This is a genomic window from Halobacillus naozhouensis (assembly GCF_029714185.1).
GTDB lineage: Bacteria > Bacillota > Bacilli > Bacillales > Halobacillaceae > Halobacillus_A > Halobacillus_A naozhouensis.
In genome coordinates, this window is record NZ_CP121671.1 from 2,369,247 (window position 1) to 2,389,267 (window position 20,021).

The following is a 20,021-nucleotide window of genomic DNA, read 5'->3' on the forward strand; positions in this document are numbered from 1 at the left end:
TCAGGAACGGAGGACCGACTAGAATACTGCACCATTCCTTTTGTAACTTTAATATACCATATTCCTTCACGTGGCTCAATGAATTTCCCTTGAACGCTTATCGGTCCCTCGTGCTTAAGAAATCAATCAGGGCAGCTAAAAACGTATGATTCAATTCTGCTTTCTCTAGAGATTGCAAGGCAATATCCACATACTCGTTCATTTCTCTAATCGCCCCTTCAACGCCCAGCAATTGCGGATAAGTGCTTTTTTCGTTTCCTTCGTCACTGCCAACCGGTTTGCCAATAGCATTGGCATCCCCTAATACATCTAAAATATCATCCTGAATTTGAAAAATAAGACCAAGGACGTTTGCCATCTTCTCCATTTTCTTAAAGGTTTGTGTGGAGGAATGACTTAGAAAAGCACCCGCTATAATGGAGAAAGAAAGCAACTGTCCCGTTTTATTCATATGGATGGATTTCAATTCATCTAACACAACTCGCTTTCCCTCACTTAGCATATCCTTCATTTGTCCATCTACCATTCCAGAGCCGCCGCTTGCCCTGGAAAGCTCTCGGATCAGAAATACTTTTTCATCACTAGTTAAGCTTGGGTCTTCGGTGATGACTTGAAAGCTTAGGGTGAGGAGAGCATCTCCCGCAAGAATCGCCGTAGCTTCATCAAATGCCTTGTGAATTGTTGGTTGACCTCTTCTCAAGTCGTCATCATCCATTGCAGGAAGGTCGTCATGAATTAAAGAGTATGTATGAACCATCTCTATTGCACATGCTGCTGCATATCCACGTGTATAATCAGCTCCAAACGCCTCTATCGTGGAAAGAAGGAGGATTGGGCGAACACGTTTTCCTCCAGCATCTATAGAATGAAGAATCGCATCTCGTACTCGTCCCGGATTAATGTATTTGTTAACAAATTCAAACATTCTGTCATTGACAGCCTGCTGATAGTACTTCAGATCGTCTTGAAAAGCATTCACTTATTCCTCCTCCTGGACTTCATATGGTTCAAATTCTCCATGTTCATTTAAAATTTGCTGCATTTGGCCTTCAACATGATTAAGTTTTTCATTACAAAACTTTGAAAGCTTCATGCCGTCCTGATAATACTGAATTGCTTCTTCCAGGGGCACATCTCCTTCTTCAAGTTTTTCCACGAGCTTTTCCAATTGATCCATGGCCTGTTCAAAAGTAAGTTCCTTTTCTTGATTTGTCATGACTGATCCTCCTCAATATCATTTACAAGGCAATGCAAACTGCCATTATGAAGTTTTACTGTTAATGAATGGCCCGGTTTAGTTTGATCAACACTTTTTAGTACCTTCCCTTTTTCTGTATAAGGAATGGCATACCCCCTTTTCATTATGTCCAGGGGATTCAGCAGTCCCAGCTTATCTAAAACAGCATGAAATCGATCTTTTTTTGTACAGACCTGTCTATTAAAACTTATACTTAATTGCTTTGTTTGTTTATCCAGGAGTTTTCGATTCATTTGAAATTCCTCTTGTGGGTGCTGTTGAATCAGTCGCTTCTTCATGTAAGATAAACGTTCGGCTTTCTGATTATAAAGATCATTTATATTTCTTGACAGTTGTTCTAGTTGCCGATCAAGCTCCTGTTCCTTTTGTTTCAAAAGCTGCTCCGGATATTTAAATGCATAGGATTTCTTTAACCGTGTAAGTCGTTCTCCAGCCTCTGATTGTTTAAGAGTTACAGACCGGGTTAGACGTTGAGTCGTCACTTTAAGCTGTTCTGTCAGCTCTTTCAATGAAGGTACAGCAATTTCCGCTGCTCCCGTTGGTGTTGCTGCTCTTGTATCAGCTACAAAATCGCTGATTGTCGTATCTGTTTCATGCCCGACAGCAGAGATGACAGGGATTTGAGAATGGTGTATAGCCCGGGCAACTACTTCTTCATTAAAGCACCACAAATCCTCAATGGAACCGCCACCTCGCCCTACTATAAGAACATCACAATTCAAGTGTCCATTCGCATAGTGTATAGCTTTCTCTACAGAAGCCGCTGCTGAATCTCCCTGGACGAGCACAGGGAGAATGGAAACTTTCACAATTGGATACCGCCGTTTAATAGTTGTTAGGATGTCACGGACTGCTGCTCCTGTAGGTGATGTGATCACACCTACATGTTCCGGATAGCTAGGAAGTGCTTTTTTGTTGGTCACTTCAAAAAGTCCTTCTTTTTGGAGCTTTTCCTTTAATTGCTCATAGGCCAAGTACAATGCGCCGATTCCATCAGGCTGCATGTCTTGTATGTACAGTTGATACTGTCCCATAGGTTCATAAACATTGATCTCACCACGGATGAGCACATTCATACCATTTTCCGGCATGAATTTAAGCCTGCGATTATTTCCAGCAAACATTACAGCTTGAATACGCGATTGTTTGTCCTTGATCGATAAATACATATGACCACGGGTGTGCTGTTTAAAATTCGAGATTTCCCCCCTCAGCCACACTTCTTTCAGATGAGGGTCGTGGGAAATTTTCCTTTTTATATATTTAGTTAGCGCCGTTACCGTCAAATAGCGATCTTTCACAAGTAAATCTCCCCTATTTTTGCTCTATCCACTTCGCTGCTTTAATGGTGTTATGCAATAGCATAGTAATGGTCATCGGACCGACGCCCTTAGGAACAGGGGTAATATAAGAAGCCTTTTCCTTTGCCGATTCAAAGTCAACATCTCCTGTTAACTTCCCGTCCACACGATTGACGCCGACATCGATAACAACTGTGCCTTCAGATATATCTTCTCCTGTAATTAAACCCGCTTTACCAGCAGCTACAATTAGGATATCTGCACGTTTTGTATGCTCCCTTAGATTTTCCGTCCGAGAATGGCAGTGGGTAACAGTTGCATGTTCATTTAATAACAATTGGCCAACCGGTTTTCCCACCAGGTTGCTGCGCCCAATGATGACTACATGCTTCCCTTCAATGGATACGTTGGCACGCTTCAGCATGACTAAGATTCCAAATGGTGTACAGGGATAGAAGGTTTCCTGACCTGTCAACATCCGCCCAGCGTTTATCGGGTGAAAACCATCCACGTCTTTGCTGGGATTGATCGCTTCAATCACCTTCTGTTCATCAATTTGCTGAGGTAAAGGCAGCTGCACCAAAATGCCATGAACCGTTTTATCCTCATTTAACCGATTGATAATGTTTAATAGTTCAGCTTCTGATGTTTCTTCGGATAATTCAATCAAGTCAGAATCCATTCCGATTTTTTCTGATGCTCGTTGCTTTCCTTTAACATAGGACATAGAAGCTGGATCTTCACCTACGATCACCACAACTAATTTTGGATAAATACCGTTTTTCGCTAATTTGGCAGTTTCTTCTTTCATTTCTTGGCGTAACTCTTCTGCTAATTTCTTTCCGTAAATAACTTCAGCTGACACCTCAACGTCCTCCTTTGAATGAACTACATCATTTTTGATAAAACACCATTTATAAATTTACCTGATTGATCTTCACCAAATAACTTGGCTAACTCTACTGCTTCGTTGATGGCTACTTGACTTGGTACATCTTCAGTAAATTTTATCTCATAGGCGGCCATACGAAGCAGTGTTTTCTCAACACGAGCCAATCGTGAAAATGTCCAATTCTCTAAATGATTTTCAATCCACTGATCGATCTCAGTTCCATTTGTAACCACGCCGTGGACCAACTGGTTTACAAACGCATCATGAACTTGCTCGTCCATCACATGTTCAATCGCCTCTTCTGTGTTTATTTCACTTGAATCTATTTGAAAAAGAGCTTGAAATGCCTTTTCCCTCGCTGTACGTCTTTTCATAATCATTCTCCTTTAAGAGGATGTTCAAAAAGTCACCAAATGATAAAAGGCGAATTTCTTCGTTGCTCGGTTTTCCGGTCCTCACGTATTAAAAGGCATACGCTGTGGCCCTCAAAACTTTCACGCCTCGGACTTCTTGTTTCTCATTCGTCAAATCTTGAACACACACTTTAATGTCATTTCCGTTAGAATAATAACATTTTACCACCTGAAAAGCCATACAATGCGAAAAGACCAGCCGGGGAACCCCATAACTGGTCTTTTTATTAAACTTCTTCTGTTTCAGGCTCTTCTTCTTTACCTTCCATTTGAATCCCAACGATATGGACATTCATTTCTTTAATCTCAAGAGCTGTCATATTTTTTAGCGCCTGACTTGTATTGTCTTGAATCTTTTTTGCCGTATCTGGAATAGAAATCCCGTAATCCATTACGACATAAGCATCAATTAAAATGCCGTCTTCAGCAAGTTCTACTTTTACACCTTTTCCATGGTTCTTTTTTCCAAGGCGTTCCACAACACCTGAGGCAAAGTTTCCACGCATAGAAGCAACGCCTGCTACTTCAGACACGGCGATTCCAGCTATAACTTCGATAACTTCTGGAGCAATCTCTACATTACCAAGTGTGGACCCTTCTGAAACGTTAAGTAATTGTTTCTCACTCACTTGTGACCACTCCCTTCTTTGCTGTCCTCCATTATAGTATAGTTTTCCAGGAATTTTGTGTTAAAATCGCCGCCGACAAACACTTCATGTTCCATCATACGACTATGGAATGGTATGGTAGTATGAACCCCTTCAATGACAAACTCATCTAAAGCTCTTCTCATTTTTTGAATGGCTTCCTCCCGGTCACGACCATATGTGATCAATTTTGCCACCATTGAGTCGTAATATGGTGGAATCATATATCCAGGATAGGCTGCCGAATCTACACGTACACCAAATCCGCCTGGTGCTAAATACATATCAATTCGTCCAGCGGAGGGCATGAAGTTTTTATGTGGATCTTCCGCATTGATGCGGCATTCAATCGCCCATCCGTCAAACGTGATCTCTTTTTGAGTAAAGGAAAGCTTCTCATCGTTTGCAACCTTTAGTTGCTCTTTAATTAAATCAATTCCCGTAACCATCTCCGTGACGGGATGTTCAACCTGGATACGGGTGTTCATTTCCATGAAGTAGAAATTACTCTTCTCCTTATCAAAAATAAATTCAACTGTTCCCGCTCCAGAATAATCAACGGCTAAAGCAGCTTTAACCGCTGCCTCACCCATTTCCTGGCGAATTTCCGGTGTTACGGCAGGGGACGGTGTTTCCTCAATCAACTTTTGCAAACGACGTTGAATCGTACAGTCCCGTTCTCCTAAGTGGACAGCATTGCCGTGATTGTCAGCCAGCACCTGTATTTCAACGTGGCGGAAATCTTCGATGAATTTCTCAATATAGACACCCGGGTTACCAAATGCTGTTTCTGCCTCTTGTTGGGTAACATTAATCCCCTTCACGAGATCTTCCTCTGTTCTGGCAACACGGATTCCTTTACCGCCTCCGCCAGCAGTCGCCTTTATGATAACGGGATAACCAATTTCATTAGCTACCTGCTTGCCTTCCTCAACATCAGCGATAATTCCCTCTGAACCTGGGACAATAGGGACACCTGCTTCCTTCATAGTTTCCCTGGCGACATCTTTTGTACCCATTTTCTGAATAGCATAGGAAGACGGACCAATGAATGTGATGTTGCACTCATCACAAAGCTCTGCAAATTCAGCATTTTCAGCTAAAAATCCATAACCTGGATGAATGGCATCAGATTCAGTTAATGTCGCTGCACTCATAATATTTGTATAGTTCAAGTAACTGTCCTTACTTAAAGTCGGGCCAACACAATAGGCCTCATCAGCGATTTGTACATGCAAAGCTTCTTTATCTGCTTCTGAGTAGACAGCTACTGTTTCAATACCCATCTCCTTGCAAGCCCGGATAATACGGACGGCAATTTCTCCCCGGTTGGCAATCAATACTTTTTTTATCATCATTTAACCTCCGTATTATGCAGTTTTCACGCGGAACAACGGCTGACCATACTCCACAAGTTCACCGTCATTAACAAGGATTTCTACGATTTCTCCTGAAACTTCCGCTTCAATTTCATTAAATAGTTTCATCGCTTCTACTATACAAACGACAGATTCCTGTTTCACTTGATCACCCACCTGGACGTATGGACCTTGATCCGGAGAAGGTGATTGATAGAACGTCCCAACCATAGGCGAAATGACTTCTTTATCATAATGAGAACTTTCCTCAGACTGAGTTTCTTGTTCTTTCTTTTCAACAGCAGGTTCTTTTCGCTGTGTCTGCTCTTCCTGTACTGGTTGCGTTTGTTGTGGAACTGCTGACTGTTTCACCTCAGTCGGTACTTCTGTTACTACTTGTTCACTATTTTTTTTCATCGATACCTTTGTTCCATCTGACTCATAACTAAATTCATCAATATGAGAGTCATCAATTAACTTAATTAATTCACGTATTTCCTGCACCTTTAACATAATTACGGCACTCCCTTATGTAGAATACTTAAAAACTAAAAACTATTCATTCCTTTTAATATTTTACGATACATGTTGAGGACCTGCAACTGAAAGAAAGATCTTAAGACACACAAAAGGATCAACCCTTGTACTGTGTGAAGGGCTGACCCTGGTTTTAAAAAGCTATTTGGATGGTTGGAATTTCACATCAACAGGAACTTCTCCGAACTCATCGTAGACCATTTGCATAATTTCCCTCGTTTGAGATTTAGATAATTCGTTCGCTCTCACTGTCACATGTACGCCATTGTCTTCCGCCCTAACGAGTACATCTTCATAAGGTACACTGGCACTTATCGTTTTCTCAAGAATGTTTTCTTTCGTTCTCCTATCCTGCAGGTTGTCTAAGTTTTCAGTAGCTTTAGCCTTTTCTTCGATGGTAGCGGTAGATGATGCCATAACTGCCGACCACTGTTCTTCCAACTTATCGCGTTTATTTTGCATTTCTAAACGGATTGATGCAAACAGTTCATCTGAAGACATTTGCGAAACGACTGTGTCATCTGTAGTTCCATCTCCGTTCATGTTACCCGTAGTTTGCTCTAGTTCTGCATCCTGGATGAAGGCCATTTCCCCACTATCCGGTGATGTCATGTAGTACACACTCAAAACAATTAGCAGACTTAACATCGTCAACAACCAAACCGTCTGTTTTTTTACCAAAATAATCCCTCCCTATGATTTAGGCAAAACGGAAACTCTATGACTTGGCACATCTAGCACTCTTGACACTGCTTCTACCACCCAGCCTTTAACTTTCATTTGATCCACACCTTTGGCAGTTACAAAAACACCTCTTACTTCAGGTTTCTTTGTTTTAACTAGCAGTGGTACTTCCCGGTCGCCTTGCCTCACCAGGACTAACTGCTGTTCCTTTGAATAATCTTCAATTTCTCTTTCTCCCCCATTCGTATCAGTTTCCTTTGTAGTTTGTTTTGAGATAATTAAATTTTTATCGAATACCTTTTCTTTAGTAGCAGCCAAATTGATCATGAGCTCTACTTCACTAACCCCTTTTATATTTTCAAGAAGAGGAGTGAGTTGTTTCTCATACTCCACTTCCAGCTGACTAATTGAAACAGCTGAAGGCGCCTCTTTACTGCTGGGTGACTCCTGGACAGTCTTCGGCTGAGGAGGTGCCTCATTAGTTGGTGTTTGAAACCAGTTGCTTATGATAATGAAAAAAACTCCAATTAAGCCAACGATAATAAAGTATTTAGGCTTATTTATTTTTGGGCCATCCCCTGAAGACAGAGGTTTAAACAGCTTATTCCACCATTTACTCATTGTTTTCCTCCCAGCGGATTTCAATTTTATCGTTTTGCAATCCCAATAAACCAGCTGCCATGTCAAGAATTTCCTGCTCCTGGTTTCGTTCCAACGTCTGTTCGTCCTCGGTTATGGAGATCGCTACTTCTTCTACAGCTCCTTGACCTGGTGTGGAGGCCACGTATAAGATCAGCTTGTCCAACGATTCCAGACTATGGGGTTCTTCTGAAAAGGTCATGTCCACTTTTTCAAGTGAAAGATCGAATTGCACTTGAAGTGGCTCCTCCATTTTATTCGAGATGGTTTCTGTGACTTGTTGTAATGTATATGCATCTTGTCCCTGTATTATTTCATTTTTCTTTGACTCTATTTCCTCTGCTAATTGCTCAGTAGTTGAACGGCTCTCCAATTGATATTCCGCCGACTCGACTAATGTTTGTGGGTCGATCTGAAGTACTTTTAGCAAAGGGCTCAACAATATGAGCACTAACAGGATGGACATCACTAGCCGTGCATATTTCTTCATTGAACCTGACGGAAGAAGAGCATCCGCAACCATTGCTAATAGTAAAAATAATACAATTTGTGTGATCCATTGAGTAAAGGCTGCCATCTGTTATCACCCTCATCGAACCATCATAGTAATATTGCTAGCAGCAACCATAATCACAATAACGAGGAAGAACATCATTGAGACCATGAGTAATGCTGCGAAAATGTACATAATATGGCGACTCACGATTGCCATTGCTGTAATGACAGGTCCGTCTCCTAACGGCTGCAAGAGTGCAGCAGCCAATTTATAAATCAAAGCTATCGCAAACACTTTTAATGCCGGGAAGATCGCTATCCCTAATAAAATAATGACCCCTGCCAGTCCCAACGTATTTTTCAACAACAGGGACGCGCCGAGAATCGTATCTGTAGCATCTGTAAACAAACGCCCGACGACAGGAACAAAGTTTCCTGTTACGAAACGTGCTGTTTTCATTGTGACGCCATCCTGAACAGCCGTTACGGTCCCCTGGACAGAAATCACTCCAAGGAAAATTGTTAGATATACACCCATAATTGCCATACCGGTTTTCCTCAATAACTCAGCAAGCTGATCCACTTTATACGTATCATTCAACGTCCCAACAATTAATAACAGTGCTGATGAGGCAAATAGCGGAATGAGAATAATTTTCACTAACAGTCCACTGGATTGAACAAGAACAACGATAATAGGGTGAAAAAATGAGAATGACATAAGATGACTAAACGAGGCCATAATCCCTAAAAGCAAGGGGAGCAGGCCAATCATAAAGCTGCTCATCTGGTTGATCGCACCGATCGTGTAATCAATGACTTGTCCAAAACTCTCCAATGCCAGGGCAATAAGGGCAAGGTAAATCACCATGTAAGCGATTCGACTCACAACTGTATTCTCGAAAGAAGATTGCATAGCTTGTAATAACGTGCTGAACAAAGTAAGAAACAACAATGATGCTAGCAATTTTCCGTTGGACATTAACTCATGAAAAAGGAAAGATAGAATGCCAGACACCCACCCTTTAGGGGTACTCCCCCCCTCCTCTTCCATAACGCTCCGAAAGTCCTTTATTGAAATATCTGGTAAGTAATCGCCATACTTCTGATTGAGCTGCTGCAAACTTTGTTCGAGTTCGTTAGTAGAAACATGTTCCATTAAGGAAGGTACAGCATCTTGTGGTGTTGAAGCTGAAACTGAGTCAGGGTAACAAATCATCCCGATCAATAAACAGCTTATAAAAAATAAACGTATCATTTTAAACCACTCAATTCTCATCCTGCCGCTCCAGGAATAAAGTCCAAAATCGTTTCAATAACAGCTGTAATAATGGGGATAGCAAGCATTAGAATAAATAACTTCCCTACCAGTTCGACTTTAGAAGCGAGGGCATTCAATCCGGCATCTCTGATCAACTGTGCGCCGAATTCTGTGATATAGGCAATTCCAATAATCTTGAGGATCGTCTTAAAATAAACGGACTCTACTTTTGCTTGGTCTGCCATGTACTGGAGTAAGGAAAAAATGTATTTGATCTGATCTAGAACAGTCGTAAAGATAATGATCACCGTTATTAAAAGAAGCAAAAATGCAATCGAAGTCTTCTGCTCTTTTAATAACACGATCAATAATGTCGCGACTAATCCAAGTGAAACGATTTGTAAAATCCCCATATACTCTACCCCTGATATAAAAAGACAGATTTTATTTGTTGAAACAATTCAGCAAGGCGATGGAGAACTATGAAAAGAACGATGATAAAACCTGTTAACGTGACTACTTGAGCAATTTCTTCTTTGCCCATTTGCTTTAAAATACTATGAATCATTGCTACGATAATACCGACTCCGGCGATTTGAAACAGGATGGATGCATCTTGAAGCACAATGTCCCTTCCTCCTTATCATATGAGTAATATAATCACGAACAGACCACTTAAGACCCCTATTCCCCGAGCGAGTTTCTGATGCTTGCCTGAAGATTCAATGGCATCAGTTAATTGCAAATCGAGGTGATGAAGTGTTAACTTAATTTGCTTTTGCTGCTGCTGGAGATCATGCTGCCCTAATGTACTTCCAAATTGGGCTAATATATCCAAATCTGTTTTTGTCATGGCATTTTTATACCAATGTTGTTTTAGGCTGTCTGTCCACAAGGCTGCAAAATCCGTACATGACTCCCTTTCCATCATCAAACTCGAATAAAATTCGCTCAATGGCTGAGGCAATTGTCTTGAAATATTATCACAAACCTCCCATAAGGAAGATTGACCATAAACCATTTCTGCTTCAATCATTTGCAGGGCACTCTTCCATTGCCGGATTTGGCCAGGTCTTTTTTTAAACCTTGCTGCTATATCAAAACCTACCCATGTACTAACGGTTAATACGATTAAGGCGCCGATCCACGCCATGCTTATCTCTCCCTCCATAGGAAGTGATTTCTGCTCCTTGTGCATTTAGAATTCGAAAAGAACCACTTTGATGAGATGAAAGCCTTTCGAGTACGATGTACCTGTCAAAGGCTTGTTCACTTATTAAACTGCTGGCAGCATTCCTCTTCTGTACAGACGCAAGATTGCTGCCGTGAATACTGCAGATCACTTGAACGCCTGTATAAACAGCTTCGCGAACTGCTTCAGCATCTCTCTCACCGCCCAATTCATCTACCAATATAACTTCAGGGGACATAGAACGTATCATCATCATCATGCCTTCCGCCTTAGGGCACGCATCCATCACATCAGTTCTGACTCCGACATCCAGTTGAGGAATGCCTTGATGACAAGCAGCCAGCTCTGATCGTTCATCTACTAACCCAACCTTTGAAGCCTTTTTCAAACTTGAATCTGTACCAATACATTTAGAAAGCTCTCGCAGCAACGTGGTTTTCCCTGAATGCGGCGGTCCAATAATTAAAGTATTTTGCCATCTACCTCGATCAAGCAGATGAGGAAGAATCTTTTCTGCCAAGCTAACGGTGGAGCGGGCAATGCGTATATTCATAAAAGAAATAAATTTAAGTGTTTCGATATCCCGATTTTTCGTATTGGCTTTTCCTGCCAACCCAACTCTATGCCCGCCTTCTATGGTGATAAACCCTTCTTTTATTTCGTCTTGCAATCGATAAAGGGAAAATTGACTGATTTGGTTTAATACAAAGGATAAATCTTCTGGTGTTAAACGAATGTCAGTCAGTGTTCGAACACCTCTTGAATCTAGCACCTCCAATCGTTGATGAACCCGCAAACGAATTTCTTGAACACTTTTCCATTCGATGTTTTTTAATAGGAGAGGGTGATAGTGTTCTGGAAATAATCTCATGACCTCTTTCATTCAACCCAAAACTCCTTTTATTGATTTACCTTATACCTATGTACAAGCACAGGAGTTATGACAGTTCACCTGTGATTTTATACTGAAAATCTAGTAGAAAAACCTCTTCTGCTAACCCTCTATTAATTTAAAACAAGAACATACGCGTAAACGTCCCGGGAAACATGACGGGGGATGTTCAGATTTAAGCAATTTGTAGAGGAGGTTCGACTAAGAATGGAGCGAGCCAGAAGTTCGTTTAAAAACCAGCACATCGTGCGGGGCCAAAAAAAGAGCCAGCCCTCGCAGGCTGACTCTAATGATACCCTTATTCAATTAAGCTCGAGATACATATTTCCCATCTGTGGTACTAATAACCAACGTTTCCCCTTCATTTATGAAAAATGGAACTTGTACAATAAGACCTGTTTCAAGTGTAGCAGGTTTTGTTCCACCGCTTGCTGTGTCACCTTTAATTCCAGGTTCAGTTTCGGTTACTTCTAGTTCTACGTTCTTAGGAAGTTCAACTCCGATTGTTTCTCCCTGGTAAGACTGAATCTGAGCTTCCATGTTTGCTTTTAAATAATTAAGCTGATGGGAAATTTGAGCAGTTGGTAATTCAACTTGTTCGAATGTTTCGGTATCCATAAAGGCATGCATATCTCCTGACTCATACAAGTATTGCATTTTACGGTTTTCAATATGAGCTCGCTCTACTTTCTCACCGCCGCGAAATGTTTTTTCTTGTATATTACCATTCCTTAGATTACGAAGCTTCGAGCGCACGAAAGCCGCTCCTTTACCAGGTTTTACATGTTGAAAATCCATCACCTGCCAAATATTACCATCCACTTCAATTGTTAATCCCGTACGAAAATCATTTACAGAAATCATTGGTATCCTCCTTTATACTTTCCTCTATTTATAGAATGATTAGTTCCTTTGGTGAACGACTCAAACGTTCATTTCCTGACTCTGTTACGATCGTGTCATCTTCAATTCTACATCCACCCACAGTTGGAACATAAATACCAGGCTCAACCGTTACGACCATTCCTGCTTCTAACACTTGCTCTGTCCTAAACGATAACCCTGGGCCCTCATGTACATCAAGACCAATTCCATGGCCTGTGGAATGGCCAAAGTATTCTCCATAGCCTTTGTCCGCTATATAATCACGTGTAAGTGCATCGGCTTCTTTACCTGTAATGCCAGCCTTAATGCCTTCCATTCCTTTAAGCTGCGCTTGGAGAACGGTATCGTAAATCTCCTTCAATTCATCACTAATTTCTCCTACAGCTACGGTTCGTGTGATGTCGGAGCAGTAGCCTTTGTAAAGTGCTCCAAAATCTAAGGTTACAAGTTCTCCTGACTGAATTTCTTTTTGAGAAGCTACACCATGTGGAAGCGCAGATCGATTGCCTGAAGCCACAATAATATCAAAACTTGACGAAGTTGCTCCTTGTTTTCTCATGAAAAACTCTAACTCGTTCGACACATCAATTTCCTTTAACCCTGGTTTTATATAAGACAGAATATGTTCAAAAGCGTCATCCGCAATTTTCACAGCGTCCTTAATGATATTAAGTTCATCTTCCGTCTTGATCAAACGCAACTTTTCAATAAGTCCAGAAGTTGGAATTAACTCTGTCTTCAAATGGTTGCGATAAACATCATATTGTTTGTATGTAACGTGATCTTGTTCAAACCCAAGTTTTTTTATTTGCAGCTTCTCCACCTGTGTACTGATCTCTTCAGCCATAGGACCTTTATGTTCTATAATTTTGAATCCATCTGCCTGTTCAGCGGCCTGTTCCGTATATCTAAAATCCGTGATGAAGACCGCTGCCTGCTCTGTAATCAAGACTGCCCCCGAAGAACCCGTAAAGTTTGTGAGATATCGGCGGTTCTGACTGCTTGTGATTAACAATCCATGTAACTGCTGATCTTTCATTGCCTGACGCAATTTCCCCAGTTTATTCATTATCCTTTTCTCCCTTCCAATATCAGCGTTCTCGTACTAACCCGCACACAGGCAGCAGCCAATTATGATTTCATATATCATAGACATGCCACCCATGTGAGATCAGACCGATTACAACACATTTCAGCCCAATTTGCTGTGTTGTATCCACTTATGCACTTCCACTTTTCTAATTTTACCATACTCTTAAAATATCATCATTCTGTTGGCTGTTTTGCAGTCTGTGTTGGTTGATTATATTCATGATATTCATATGATATGGAATACCCTATAAATACCCCATATAAAACAAACAGACAGACAGCTGTCACGATGGAATCAATTGTGAGTTGTGTAAATTCAGGTACTGCCTGGAAAATGGGGTTCATTAAGTAAAATAAAACCCCAAATAGAACGACCCCGAAAATGAGGCCTGGCCATATTCCATCTTTCCTTTTTAATACGACATAATAAGCGAGAGCCATAAATATAGATAAAACGGCAACTATCCCAATCGCCAAAACTTCAGCTAAAAATGTGCTTGTCCAATCTGTTTGCCAGAAGGAACGAAAAATGAATGTGGCAGCTGATACCTGGGAAAAATTAAAGTAGTACGACACTCCACCAAGTCCGCCCCATAATATTCCTGCTACAAACCCTATAACCAACGTTTTCGATAATACACTTTGTGGCGGTTCCTGAGTACTTTGTTCTATATGTTCCTGATTTTGTTTAGGTTCTTTTGAATTCCCTTCCATTTTTATCACCTCAGCATTTATTTTCTCCATTAAGTTATAATTCATGCTAAGAGTTTATCTTTAATGGTAGTGAATCTGATGTCTTTGCGGTAAAATAAAAGAAAGACCTTAACTCTAAAAATGCGTATAGGATGATAAAATTTATTGAATAATATTAGGTAGAAGGGACAGAATCTAAAGTAGCGAGACTTCCATCTGATTGGTTCCGATATCTATGAAACATAGATCAACATAAAGATGTGAAAAAGATAGTCAATCATGATAAGAACAGAGGAATTAAGGGTATATACAATAGTAAAAGGAGATTTAAATAATTTTACCGGAGGAGGGAGCTGTAAAGATGTTGAGAAACTGGGGTGCTCTGGTTATGTACACGATGATTTCACTCGCCATTTTCTATGTTGGATTTCAATTGGTGAATAACCCATCGTCCTTTCTATCATCAATTATTATGACGATTGGAATAGCCGTACTAGTTTTCGGTGCTATTTACTTCTTGTTTCTTCGTAATCGAGTCGGATCAGGCAGCGGCAGAAATAGTAATGAAATGAAGAAATATAAACAGGCTGTTAAACAATCAAAACAAAAATATAAATCGTCCCAGCCCATTAAAAGCAATAAATCAAAGCTAGACACAAAACTCTCAGTAAATTCGAAGAAAAAGAAGCCAAAACGAAAAAACACGCCAAATTTGCGTGTCATTGAGGGCAGTAAAAGCAAAGGAAAAAATCGAGCCACCTTCTAGTGCGGCTCGATTTTTTTATTTCTTCCAACGGTCCAGAAATTGCTTCGCCTTCTCTTTCCCGATACTCATTAACTTTTCTTTTTGGTCGGCATTCATAGAAAAATCTGTCGTTTCGACTCCTTTTACCGGAATAAATATGACATCACGACTGGTAGACTCCGAAATATATCTAGCATCATGCGCTTTTTTCATAGTACGGAATAAGGCATGGAACATTTGGATAGAATTTTTTATTTTTTGCTCGGGAAGCTGGTCTGGTGGATCACTTAATTGCATACCCAATATCGGACGTCTCCGTTTACCCTGTTCATTTTCGAATAACCAAATGGGAAAGTTACTCAGCACTCCCCCGTCCACTAACAGTGATTTGCCTTTCTTCCCGTGCAGTTTGACTGGCATAAAAAAATAAGGTAAACCAGCACTAATTCGAGCAGCTTTAGCCACTGAAAATGTATCGGGATCAATTCCATACAGCCTGTGCAGATCATCTGGTATCACAACCATTTTACCTAAAGTTAAATCTGAGCAAATGACTTTTAGGCTGCCATGTGGCAAGTCAGCAAAAGTATGGACTCCTTTTTGTTCAAGCCATTTCTCAAGCAGATTTTCTAGACGGTTCCCTTTAAATAAGCCCATGCGGAAGTATAGTAACAACCATTTGTAGAACGGGAGGAACTTTTCTGGAAACGGTGTATCAATTAATTTTTCTAAAGACAGTTCTACTAATATCTTCTTTAGATCCTTAGCTTGATAACCGGACGCAATTAAACAAGCCACGATCGCCCCGGCGGAAGTTCCAGCAACTCTTTGGAAACGATATCCATTCTCATCTAACACTTCGAGTGCTCCTATGAAAGCTAATGCTTTCACTCCGCCGCCTGAAAACACACCATCTATATTTATAAGATCACCCCGCTTATTACATATATAAACGGAATTTGATTGGTTAGAACAACTTTGTTAAAACAAAAAAGACGCATATTTATGCGTCTGGTTTTGCTTCATTATTTTGGTCTTCATTTTTCTGCTGAACTCCCCGGAGCTCTTCTACCCGTGAGCTGTTTTCCTCAAAATACTGGACCAAATCTCCTATACGATCGATGGAATCCCAGCTTAAATGATGTTCGATCCCTTCAACATCATTATAAATTTTATCCTGATTCACACCGATAATCTCTAGAAATTGTTCTAGCAGTTCATGACGATAGACTAGCCTTTTGCCTATTTTCTTTCCTTTTGGGGTTAAAATAAGCCCGCGGTATTTTTCGTAGTTTAAGTATTGGTCACGATCTAATTTCTGAACCATTTTCGTAACGGATGATGGATGCACTTGAAGGTTTTCAGCAATGTCAGATACACGTGCATACCCTTTATCTTCAATCAAGATATAAATTTGTTCGATATAATCCTCCATGCTTGGTGTTGGCATGTTAAACCCCCAATATTGCTGATGTTTATGTAATTTGCTTCATAAAAAGGATACACTAGTTTGTGCCCTGTGACAAGCAACTCTCTCTTCTACAAACAAACAGGCGACCAGTCTGCACTGATCGCCTGTCTTGCTTCTCATTTAGTATTCACGATGATGGTCTGAACTTTTATAACCCGCATTTGAGTTGTGCATTACAGTTTGTACAGGTGTTACAGCCGCCAATATCTTCAACAGTTCCCTTACGGCAAACTGGACAAGTATCACCGACTTCTGATCCAATTGTCACATTAGTTTTATCTAGTTCATGGACAGTATCCATTAAAACGACATGCGGTTTCTTCTCTTCTTCAAATTCAAATTCTGTTTGTTCGCCTTCAAATCCGCTGTCCTCAGCTTTGAGGGTCAGAACCTGACTGTCACGGCTTCCATCCACATAAACGGTACCGCCTTTAGCACCTCCATGGTAAAGGCGCTGATACACTTGTTCCACTTGCTCAACTGTGTACCCTTTTGGTGCGTTGACCGTCTTAGAAATTGAACTATCCACCCAGCGTTGAATGACACACTGGGTATCCGCATGAGCTTCAGGTGTCATGGTCATAGCGGTAATAAACCAGTCAGGAAGATGCTCTGGATCCTGATCAGGGTGTTTGTCCAGATACTCTTGTACGATATCTGCTTTCACTTCGATAAATTTACCAAGACGGCCGCTTCTATAGTAGGAGAATGAGAAGTAAGGCTCGAGACCCGTACTTACACCGACCATTGTCCCTGTACTGCCTGTTGGAGCTACAGTTAGTAAGTGTGAATTACGAATTCCGTATTTGATAACATCTTCTCGAATATCCTCAGGCATATCCTGCATATACCCAGTCTCGACAAAACGCTGTCTCAGCTGCAGTGTCTCTTCTTCAGAGTCCCCTTCTAAAAATGGGAAACTGCCTTTTTCTTTCGCCAGATTGATGGACTCTCGATAAGCAGTGGTCGCGATTGCCTCAAAGATTTCGTCAACAAGCTTGTTACCTTCTTTTGAACCATATTCCGTCTCACAGTAAATAAGCAAGTCGTGAAGTCCCATTACACCTAATCCTACCCGACGCTCTCCTAGAGCCTGCTTCTTATTTTCTTCAAGGAAGTAAGGAGTTGCATCGATGACGTTATCCTGCATGCGTACACCGGTGGCTACTGTTTTTCTAAGCTTATCAAAATCGATTTTTTTCGTTTCTTTGTTTGCAACGGAAGCCAGGTTAACTGCAGCTAAATTACAGACAGAAAAAGGTGCTAATGGTTGTTCCCCACATGGGTTGGTAGCTACAACTTTTTGACCATAAGCGCTGGCGTTTGTTTTTTCATTGGCATTATCAATAAAGAAAATACCTGGTTCAGCAGAATACGTTGCACATATATTAATCAACTTCCAAAGCTCTGCAGCCTTAACTGTACGATACGTTTTTACACCGAATCCTTTTGCTTCCCACTCGCGAACGTCTCCACTCTCCTGCCATTCGGCATTGTAAGTAACCATGTCTTCTTTTGAGTAGGATTCTACATCTGGGAAACGGAGGCGGTATTCTTGATCGTTCTCGACGGCCTCCATAAACTCTTTCGTAATACATACTGAAATGTTCGCCCCAGTCAGGAATTCCGGATTATGAACAGAATAAGTGCCTCCTGTCTGTAGTTTTTCCTGTGCTTCGCGAAGGCTGCTCTCCGTAAATCCACCCTGTCCAGGCATCGTTTTATAGTTAACCACGCTTTGATACAGGTCTTTCTCGATTTCCGTTAAAGGAGTGAATTTAAGCTTTTCTTCTGCTAGTGCTTTAATTTGTTCATCTTCGGTGTTTTCAATTAAAAATCTTAAAATTCGCGGGTTCTGCATTTTTGAAATGATGAATTCGATAATATCAGGGTGCCAATCTGATAACATAATCATTTGTGCGCCACGTCTTGAACCGCCTTGCTCAACTAAATGAGTCAGCTTAGCGATATCATCAAGCCAGGAGACTGATCCTGATGACTTGCCGTTAACCCCTCTTGCCAGTGTGTTGCGGGGTCTCAGTGTAGAACCATTTGTACCAACGCCGCCTCCGCGAGACATGATTTCCATCACTTGCTTACGGTGATCAGAAATTCCTTCCCGAGAATCCTGAATGTACGGCATTACGTAACAGTTAAAATACGTTACATCTGTATTTGATCCCGCACCGTAGAGAACTCGTCCAGCTGGAATAAAGTTGAGATTCGAAAGCTCTTCGTAAAAATCATTGAAGCTTTTTTCCTTCTTAGCTTCATCGACTTCCACTGCTGATAGTCCAGTTGCATTCCTTAAAGCAATTTGCTCATAGAAAACCTCAAGCGGCTTATCAATCGTATCCAGGTTCCTAGTAATTAAGCCTGTTTCTCGTTCTTCCTCTTTTTCGAGCACATTAATAAACTCAGCCTCGACTTTAACCTTTGCCTTGTGATTTTCCCAATCAATTGACTCAATGAAACCAAATCCTCTAGCAGGGAACTTCGGATCATCCTTGACGGTCAGGACTACGAAATCCCCTTCGGACAACGTCAGCTTCTCCGTATCTTTGAATGCATAACGATCCAGCATCACTAAGCGTGATACTCCACTATGAGTTAAGTGCATATCTGATGTTATTTCGTGCACTTGATCAAATTGACGGATATCCGCGTTCAGCCGTTCCACATTCAACCTTGATGGCGTGTTACCTGTGGTTGTTGTCTGCATGTCTACCTCTCCTTTTCACCCTTTAACTACTTTTATGCTGCATGTCTAAAACTCATTGAATTAATCTCTATAGGTAACATACCACACCCACAAAAAGTTAATCAATATATTGTATTCGAATTAAGAATATTTCTCCATATATTGTGTTTCGATCAAGTTTAAGTCATTTTGTCAATCTAATAATTTTGCAAAATCAAAAGAAAAATAAAGCTAAGAAGAGAATGTTCCCCTTTTTTTATAACTCATAAACTTTTTCCTCTGTTGCATCCACCGAAATTCAAAAAATGCCTAGACAAACGGATTGAATTCGATAACATGCCCAAATATTTTTTATTTTAAATTCATCGGCTATAAAAATTCTTTGAAAACCGACGCATTCCACCATATAATAGATAAGGGAAGAGGGGGTATATAGAGTATGGAACTTTGGATATTAATAGGTGGCCTTGTCATCTTAATTGCATTCGGTGTATTCCGGTTTATCAAAGCAAATAAAGTACTGACCACATTAACGGAAGACGAATTCCGACAAGGATACAGAAAGGCACAACTGATTGACGTTCGCGAACCTAAAGAATTCGATGGCGGCCATATTTTAGGCGCAAGAAACATTCCTTTATCTCAAATGAGAAATCGTCTCGTTGAAATCCGAAAAGACAAGCCTGTTTATTTCTATTGTCAAAATGGCACACGCTCATCAAGAGCTGCTCTGATGTTAGATAAAAAAGGATATCAAGACCTTAATCAACTTAAAGGCGGCTTTAAAAAATGGACAGGTAAAATAAAAGTGAAAAAATGAGTAAAGGACGGCGCCCTGTAAAAATAAGGGGCCGTCCTCTTTAAG

At 40.7% G+C, this 20,021-nt stretch carries 24 protein-coding genes; 2 read left to right on the plus strand and 22 right to left on the minus strand.

Annotated features, from left to right (window positions below; all coding sequences use genetic code 11):
- Positions 1–97: 97 nt before the first annotated feature.
- The 19 genes from P9989_RS12445 to P9989_RS12535 form a co-directional block, all read right to left on the minus strand.
- Positions 98–979: a polyprenyl synthetase family protein gene (locus P9989_RS12445; protein ID WP_283075236.1), complete on the minus strand. Its 882-nt coding sequence runs from the start codon at positions 977–979 to the stop codon at positions 98–100.
- Entirely contained in the window at positions 980–1,216 is a 237-nt protein-coding gene (locus P9989_RS12450) for an exodeoxyribonuclease VII small subunit (protein WP_283075237.1), read from the minus strand.
- A complete protein-coding gene (gene xseA, locus P9989_RS12455; RefSeq protein ID WP_283075238.1) occupies positions 1,213–2,559 on the minus strand; it encodes an exodeoxyribonuclease VII large subunit in 1,347 nt (448 codons plus the stop codon). The genes P9989_RS12450 and xseA overlap by 4 nt, the downstream gene beginning before the upstream one ends.
- A 13-nt stretch (positions 2,560–2,572) precedes the next feature.
- The gene (gene folD, locus P9989_RS12460) at positions 2,573–3,424 is read right to left on the minus strand and encodes a bifunctional methylenetetrahydrofolate dehydrogenase/methenyltetrahydrofolate cyclohydrolase FolD (RefSeq protein ID WP_283075239.1); all 852 of its coding nucleotides are present in this window, start codon (positions 3,422–3,424) and stop codon (positions 2,573–2,575) included.
- 23 nt (positions 3,425–3,447) lie between these two features.
- A complete protein-coding gene (nusB, locus tag P9989_RS12465) occupies positions 3,448–3,825 on the minus strand; it encodes a transcription antitermination factor NusB (RefSeq protein WP_283075240.1) in 378 nt (125 codons plus the stop codon).
- Positions 3,826–4,091: 266 nt separating this feature from the next.
- Complete coding sequence (locus P9989_RS12470) at positions 4,092–4,493, minus strand: Asp23/Gls24 family envelope stress response protein (protein ID WP_283075241.1); 402 nt, start codon at positions 4,491–4,493, stop codon at positions 4,092–4,094.
- Positions 4,490–5,866 carry an acetyl-CoA carboxylase biotin carboxylase subunit gene (gene accC, locus P9989_RS12475; protein ID WP_283078905.1) on the minus strand — a complete coding sequence of 459 codons (1,377 nt, stop codon included), beginning with the start codon at positions 5,864–5,866 and terminating at the stop codon, positions 4,490–4,492. Before accC ends, P9989_RS12470 begins: the two co-directional genes overlap by 4 nt.
- A gap of 15 nt (positions 5,867–5,881) precedes the next feature.
- Positions 5,882–6,382, minus strand: coding sequence for an acetyl-CoA carboxylase biotin carboxyl carrier protein (accB, locus tag P9989_RS12480; protein ID WP_283075242.1), 501 nt, complete (start codon positions 6,380–6,382; stop codon positions 5,882–5,884).
- Positions 6,383–6,547: 165 nt separating this feature from the next.
- Positions 6,548–7,087: a SpoIIIAH-like family protein gene (locus tag P9989_RS12485; RefSeq protein WP_283075243.1), complete on the minus strand. Its 540-nt coding sequence runs from the start codon at positions 7,085–7,087 to the stop codon at positions 6,548–6,550.
- Between the two features lie 12 nt (positions 7,088–7,099).
- Complete coding sequence (gene spoIIIAG, locus P9989_RS12490; protein WP_283075244.1) at positions 7,100–7,711, minus strand: stage III sporulation protein AG; 612 nt, start codon at positions 7,709–7,711, stop codon at positions 7,100–7,102.
- On the minus strand, positions 7,704–8,306 hold the full coding sequence (gene spoIIIAF, locus P9989_RS12495; RefSeq protein ID WP_283075245.1) for a stage III sporulation protein AF: 603 nt from the start codon (positions 8,304–8,306) through the stop codon (positions 7,704–7,706). Before spoIIIAF ends, spoIIIAG begins: the two co-directional genes overlap by 8 nt.
- A gap of 12 nt (positions 8,307–8,318) precedes the next feature.
- The gene (gene spoIIIAE / locus P9989_RS12500) at positions 8,319–9,482 is read right to left on the minus strand and encodes a stage III sporulation protein AE (RefSeq protein WP_283075246.1); all 1,164 of its coding nucleotides are present in this window, start codon (positions 9,480–9,482) and stop codon (positions 8,319–8,321) included.
- Between the two features lie 17 nt (positions 9,483–9,499).
- A complete protein-coding gene (spoIIIAD, locus tag P9989_RS12505) occupies positions 9,500–9,898 on the minus strand; it encodes a stage III sporulation protein AD (RefSeq protein WP_079530248.1) in 399 nt (132 codons plus the stop codon).
- 5 nt (positions 9,899–9,903) lie between these two features.
- The gene (spoIIIAC, locus tag P9989_RS12510; protein WP_079530249.1) at positions 9,904–10,110 is read right to left on the minus strand and encodes a stage III sporulation protein AC; all 207 of its coding nucleotides are present in this window, start codon (positions 10,108–10,110) and stop codon (positions 9,904–9,906) included.
- Positions 10,111–10,128: 18 nt separating this feature from the next.
- Positions 10,129–10,638 (minus strand): stage III sporulation protein SpoIIIAB, encoded by a 510-nt coding sequence (gene spoIIIAB, locus P9989_RS12515; RefSeq protein ID WP_283075247.1) that lies wholly within the window; start codon positions 10,636–10,638, stop codon positions 10,129–10,131.
- A complete protein-coding gene (spoIIIAA, locus tag P9989_RS12520; RefSeq protein ID WP_283075248.1) occupies positions 10,601–11,560 on the minus strand; it encodes a stage III sporulation protein AA in 960 nt (319 codons plus the stop codon). Before spoIIIAA ends, spoIIIAB begins: the two co-directional genes overlap by 38 nt.
- Positions 11,561–11,875: 315 nt before the next feature.
- A complete protein-coding gene (gene efp, locus P9989_RS12525) occupies positions 11,876–12,433 on the minus strand; it encodes an elongation factor P (RefSeq protein ID WP_283075249.1) in 558 nt (185 codons plus the stop codon).
- A 28-nt stretch (positions 12,434–12,461) separates the two neighbouring features.
- Positions 12,462–13,523 (minus strand): M24 family metallopeptidase, encoded by a 1,062-nt coding sequence (locus tag P9989_RS12530; protein WP_283075250.1) that lies wholly within the window; start codon positions 13,521–13,523, stop codon positions 12,462–12,464.
- Between the two features lie 197 nt (positions 13,524–13,720).
- A complete protein-coding gene (locus tag P9989_RS12535; RefSeq protein ID WP_283075251.1) occupies positions 13,721–14,305 on the minus strand; it encodes a YqhR family membrane protein in 585 nt (194 codons plus the stop codon).
- 295 nt (positions 14,306–14,600) lie between these two features.
- On the opposite strand from P9989_RS12535, the gene P9989_RS12540 reads away from it, so the two are divergent.
- The gene (locus P9989_RS12540) at positions 14,601–15,005 is read left to right on the plus strand and encodes an SA1362 family protein (protein WP_283075252.1); all 405 of its coding nucleotides are present in this window, start codon (positions 14,601–14,603) and stop codon (positions 15,003–15,005) included.
- A 15-nt stretch (positions 15,006–15,020) separates the two neighbouring features.
- On the opposite strand, the gene P9989_RS12545 is transcribed toward P9989_RS12540, so the two are convergent.
- The 3 genes from P9989_RS12545 to P9989_RS12555 all read right to left on the minus strand — a co-directional run bounded on the left by P9989_RS12545 (position 15,021) and on the right by P9989_RS12555 (position 19,177).
- Entirely contained in the window at positions 15,021–15,875 is an 855-nt protein-coding gene (locus tag P9989_RS12545; protein WP_346274844.1) for a patatin-like phospholipase family protein, read from the minus strand.
- 112 nt (positions 15,876–15,987) lie between these two features.
- A complete protein-coding gene (gene mntR / locus P9989_RS12550; RefSeq protein ID WP_283075253.1) occupies positions 15,988–16,434 on the minus strand; it encodes a transcriptional regulator MntR in 447 nt (148 codons plus the stop codon).
- 169 nt (positions 16,435–16,603) lie between these two features.
- A complete protein-coding gene (locus tag P9989_RS12555) occupies positions 16,604–19,177 on the minus strand; it encodes a vitamin B12-dependent ribonucleotide reductase (RefSeq protein ID WP_283075254.1) in 2,574 nt (857 codons plus the stop codon).
- Between the two features lie 418 nt (positions 19,178–19,595).
- Between P9989_RS12555 and P9989_RS12560 the strand changes: the two genes are divergently transcribed.
- A complete protein-coding gene (locus P9989_RS12560; RefSeq protein WP_283075255.1) occupies positions 19,596–19,976 on the plus strand; it encodes a rhodanese-like domain-containing protein in 381 nt (126 codons plus the stop codon).
- Positions 19,977–20,021: the final 45 nt, after the last annotated feature.

Coding starts and splice junctions, on each gene's coding strand:
- accB (WP_283075242.1), bottom strand. CDS start 6,382: ATGTTAAAGGTGCAGGAAATACGTGAATTAATTAAGTTAATTGATGAC.
- P9989_RS12530 (WP_283075250.1), bottom strand. CDS start 13,523: ATGAATAAACTGGGGAAATTGCGTCAGGCAATGAAAGATCAGCAGTTA.
- P9989_RS12535 (WP_283075251.1), bottom strand. CDS start 14,305: ATGAATTATAACTTAATGGAGAAAATAAATGCTGAGGTGATAAAAATG.
- spoIIIAA (WP_283075248.1), bottom strand. CDS start 11,560: ATGAAAGAGGTCATGAGATTATTTCCAGAACACTATCACCCTCTCCTA.
- spoIIIAG (WP_283075244.1), bottom strand. CDS start 7,711: ATGAGTAAATGGTGGAATAAGCTGTTTAAACCTCTGTCTTCAGGGGAT.
- accC (WP_283078905.1), bottom strand. CDS start 5,866: ATGATAAAAAAAGTATTGATTGCCAACCGGGGAGAAATTGCCGTCCGT.
- efp (WP_283075249.1), bottom strand. CDS start 12,433: ATGATTTCTGTAAATGATTTTCGTACGGGATTAACAATTGAAGTGGAT.
- P9989_RS12540 (WP_283075252.1), top strand. CDS start 14,601: ATGTTGAGAAACTGGGGTGCTCTGGTTATGTACACGATGATTTCACTC.
- spoIIIAE (WP_283075246.1), bottom strand. CDS start 9,482: ATGATACGTTTATTTTTTATAAGCTGTTTATTGATCGGGATGATTTGT.
- spoIIIAD (WP_079530248.1), bottom strand. CDS start 9,898: ATGGGGATTTTACAAATCGTTTCACTTGGATTAGTCGCGACATTATTG.
- P9989_RS12560 (WP_283075255.1), top strand. CDS start 19,596: ATGGAACTTTGGATATTAATAGGTGGCCTTGTCATCTTAATTGCATTC.
- P9989_RS12450 (WP_283075237.1), bottom strand. CDS start 1,216: ATGACAAATCAAGAAAAGGAACTTACTTTTGAACAGGCCATGGATCAA.
- spoIIIAB (WP_283075247.1), bottom strand. CDS start 10,638: ATGGCGTGGATCGGCGCCTTAATCGTATTAACCGTTAGTACATGGGTA.
- nusB (WP_283075240.1), bottom strand. CDS start 3,825: ATGAAAAGACGTACAGCGAGGGAAAAGGCATTTCAAGCTCTTTTTCAA.
- P9989_RS12555 (WP_283075254.1), bottom strand. CDS start 19,177: ATGCAGACAACAACCACAGGTAACACGCCATCAAGGTTGAATGTGGAA.
- spoIIIAF (WP_283075245.1), bottom strand. CDS start 8,306: ATGGCAGCCTTTACTCAATGGATCACACAAATTGTATTATTTTTACTA.
- mntR (WP_283075253.1), bottom strand. CDS start 16,434: ATGCCAACACCAAGCATGGAGGATTATATCGAACAAATTTATATCTTG.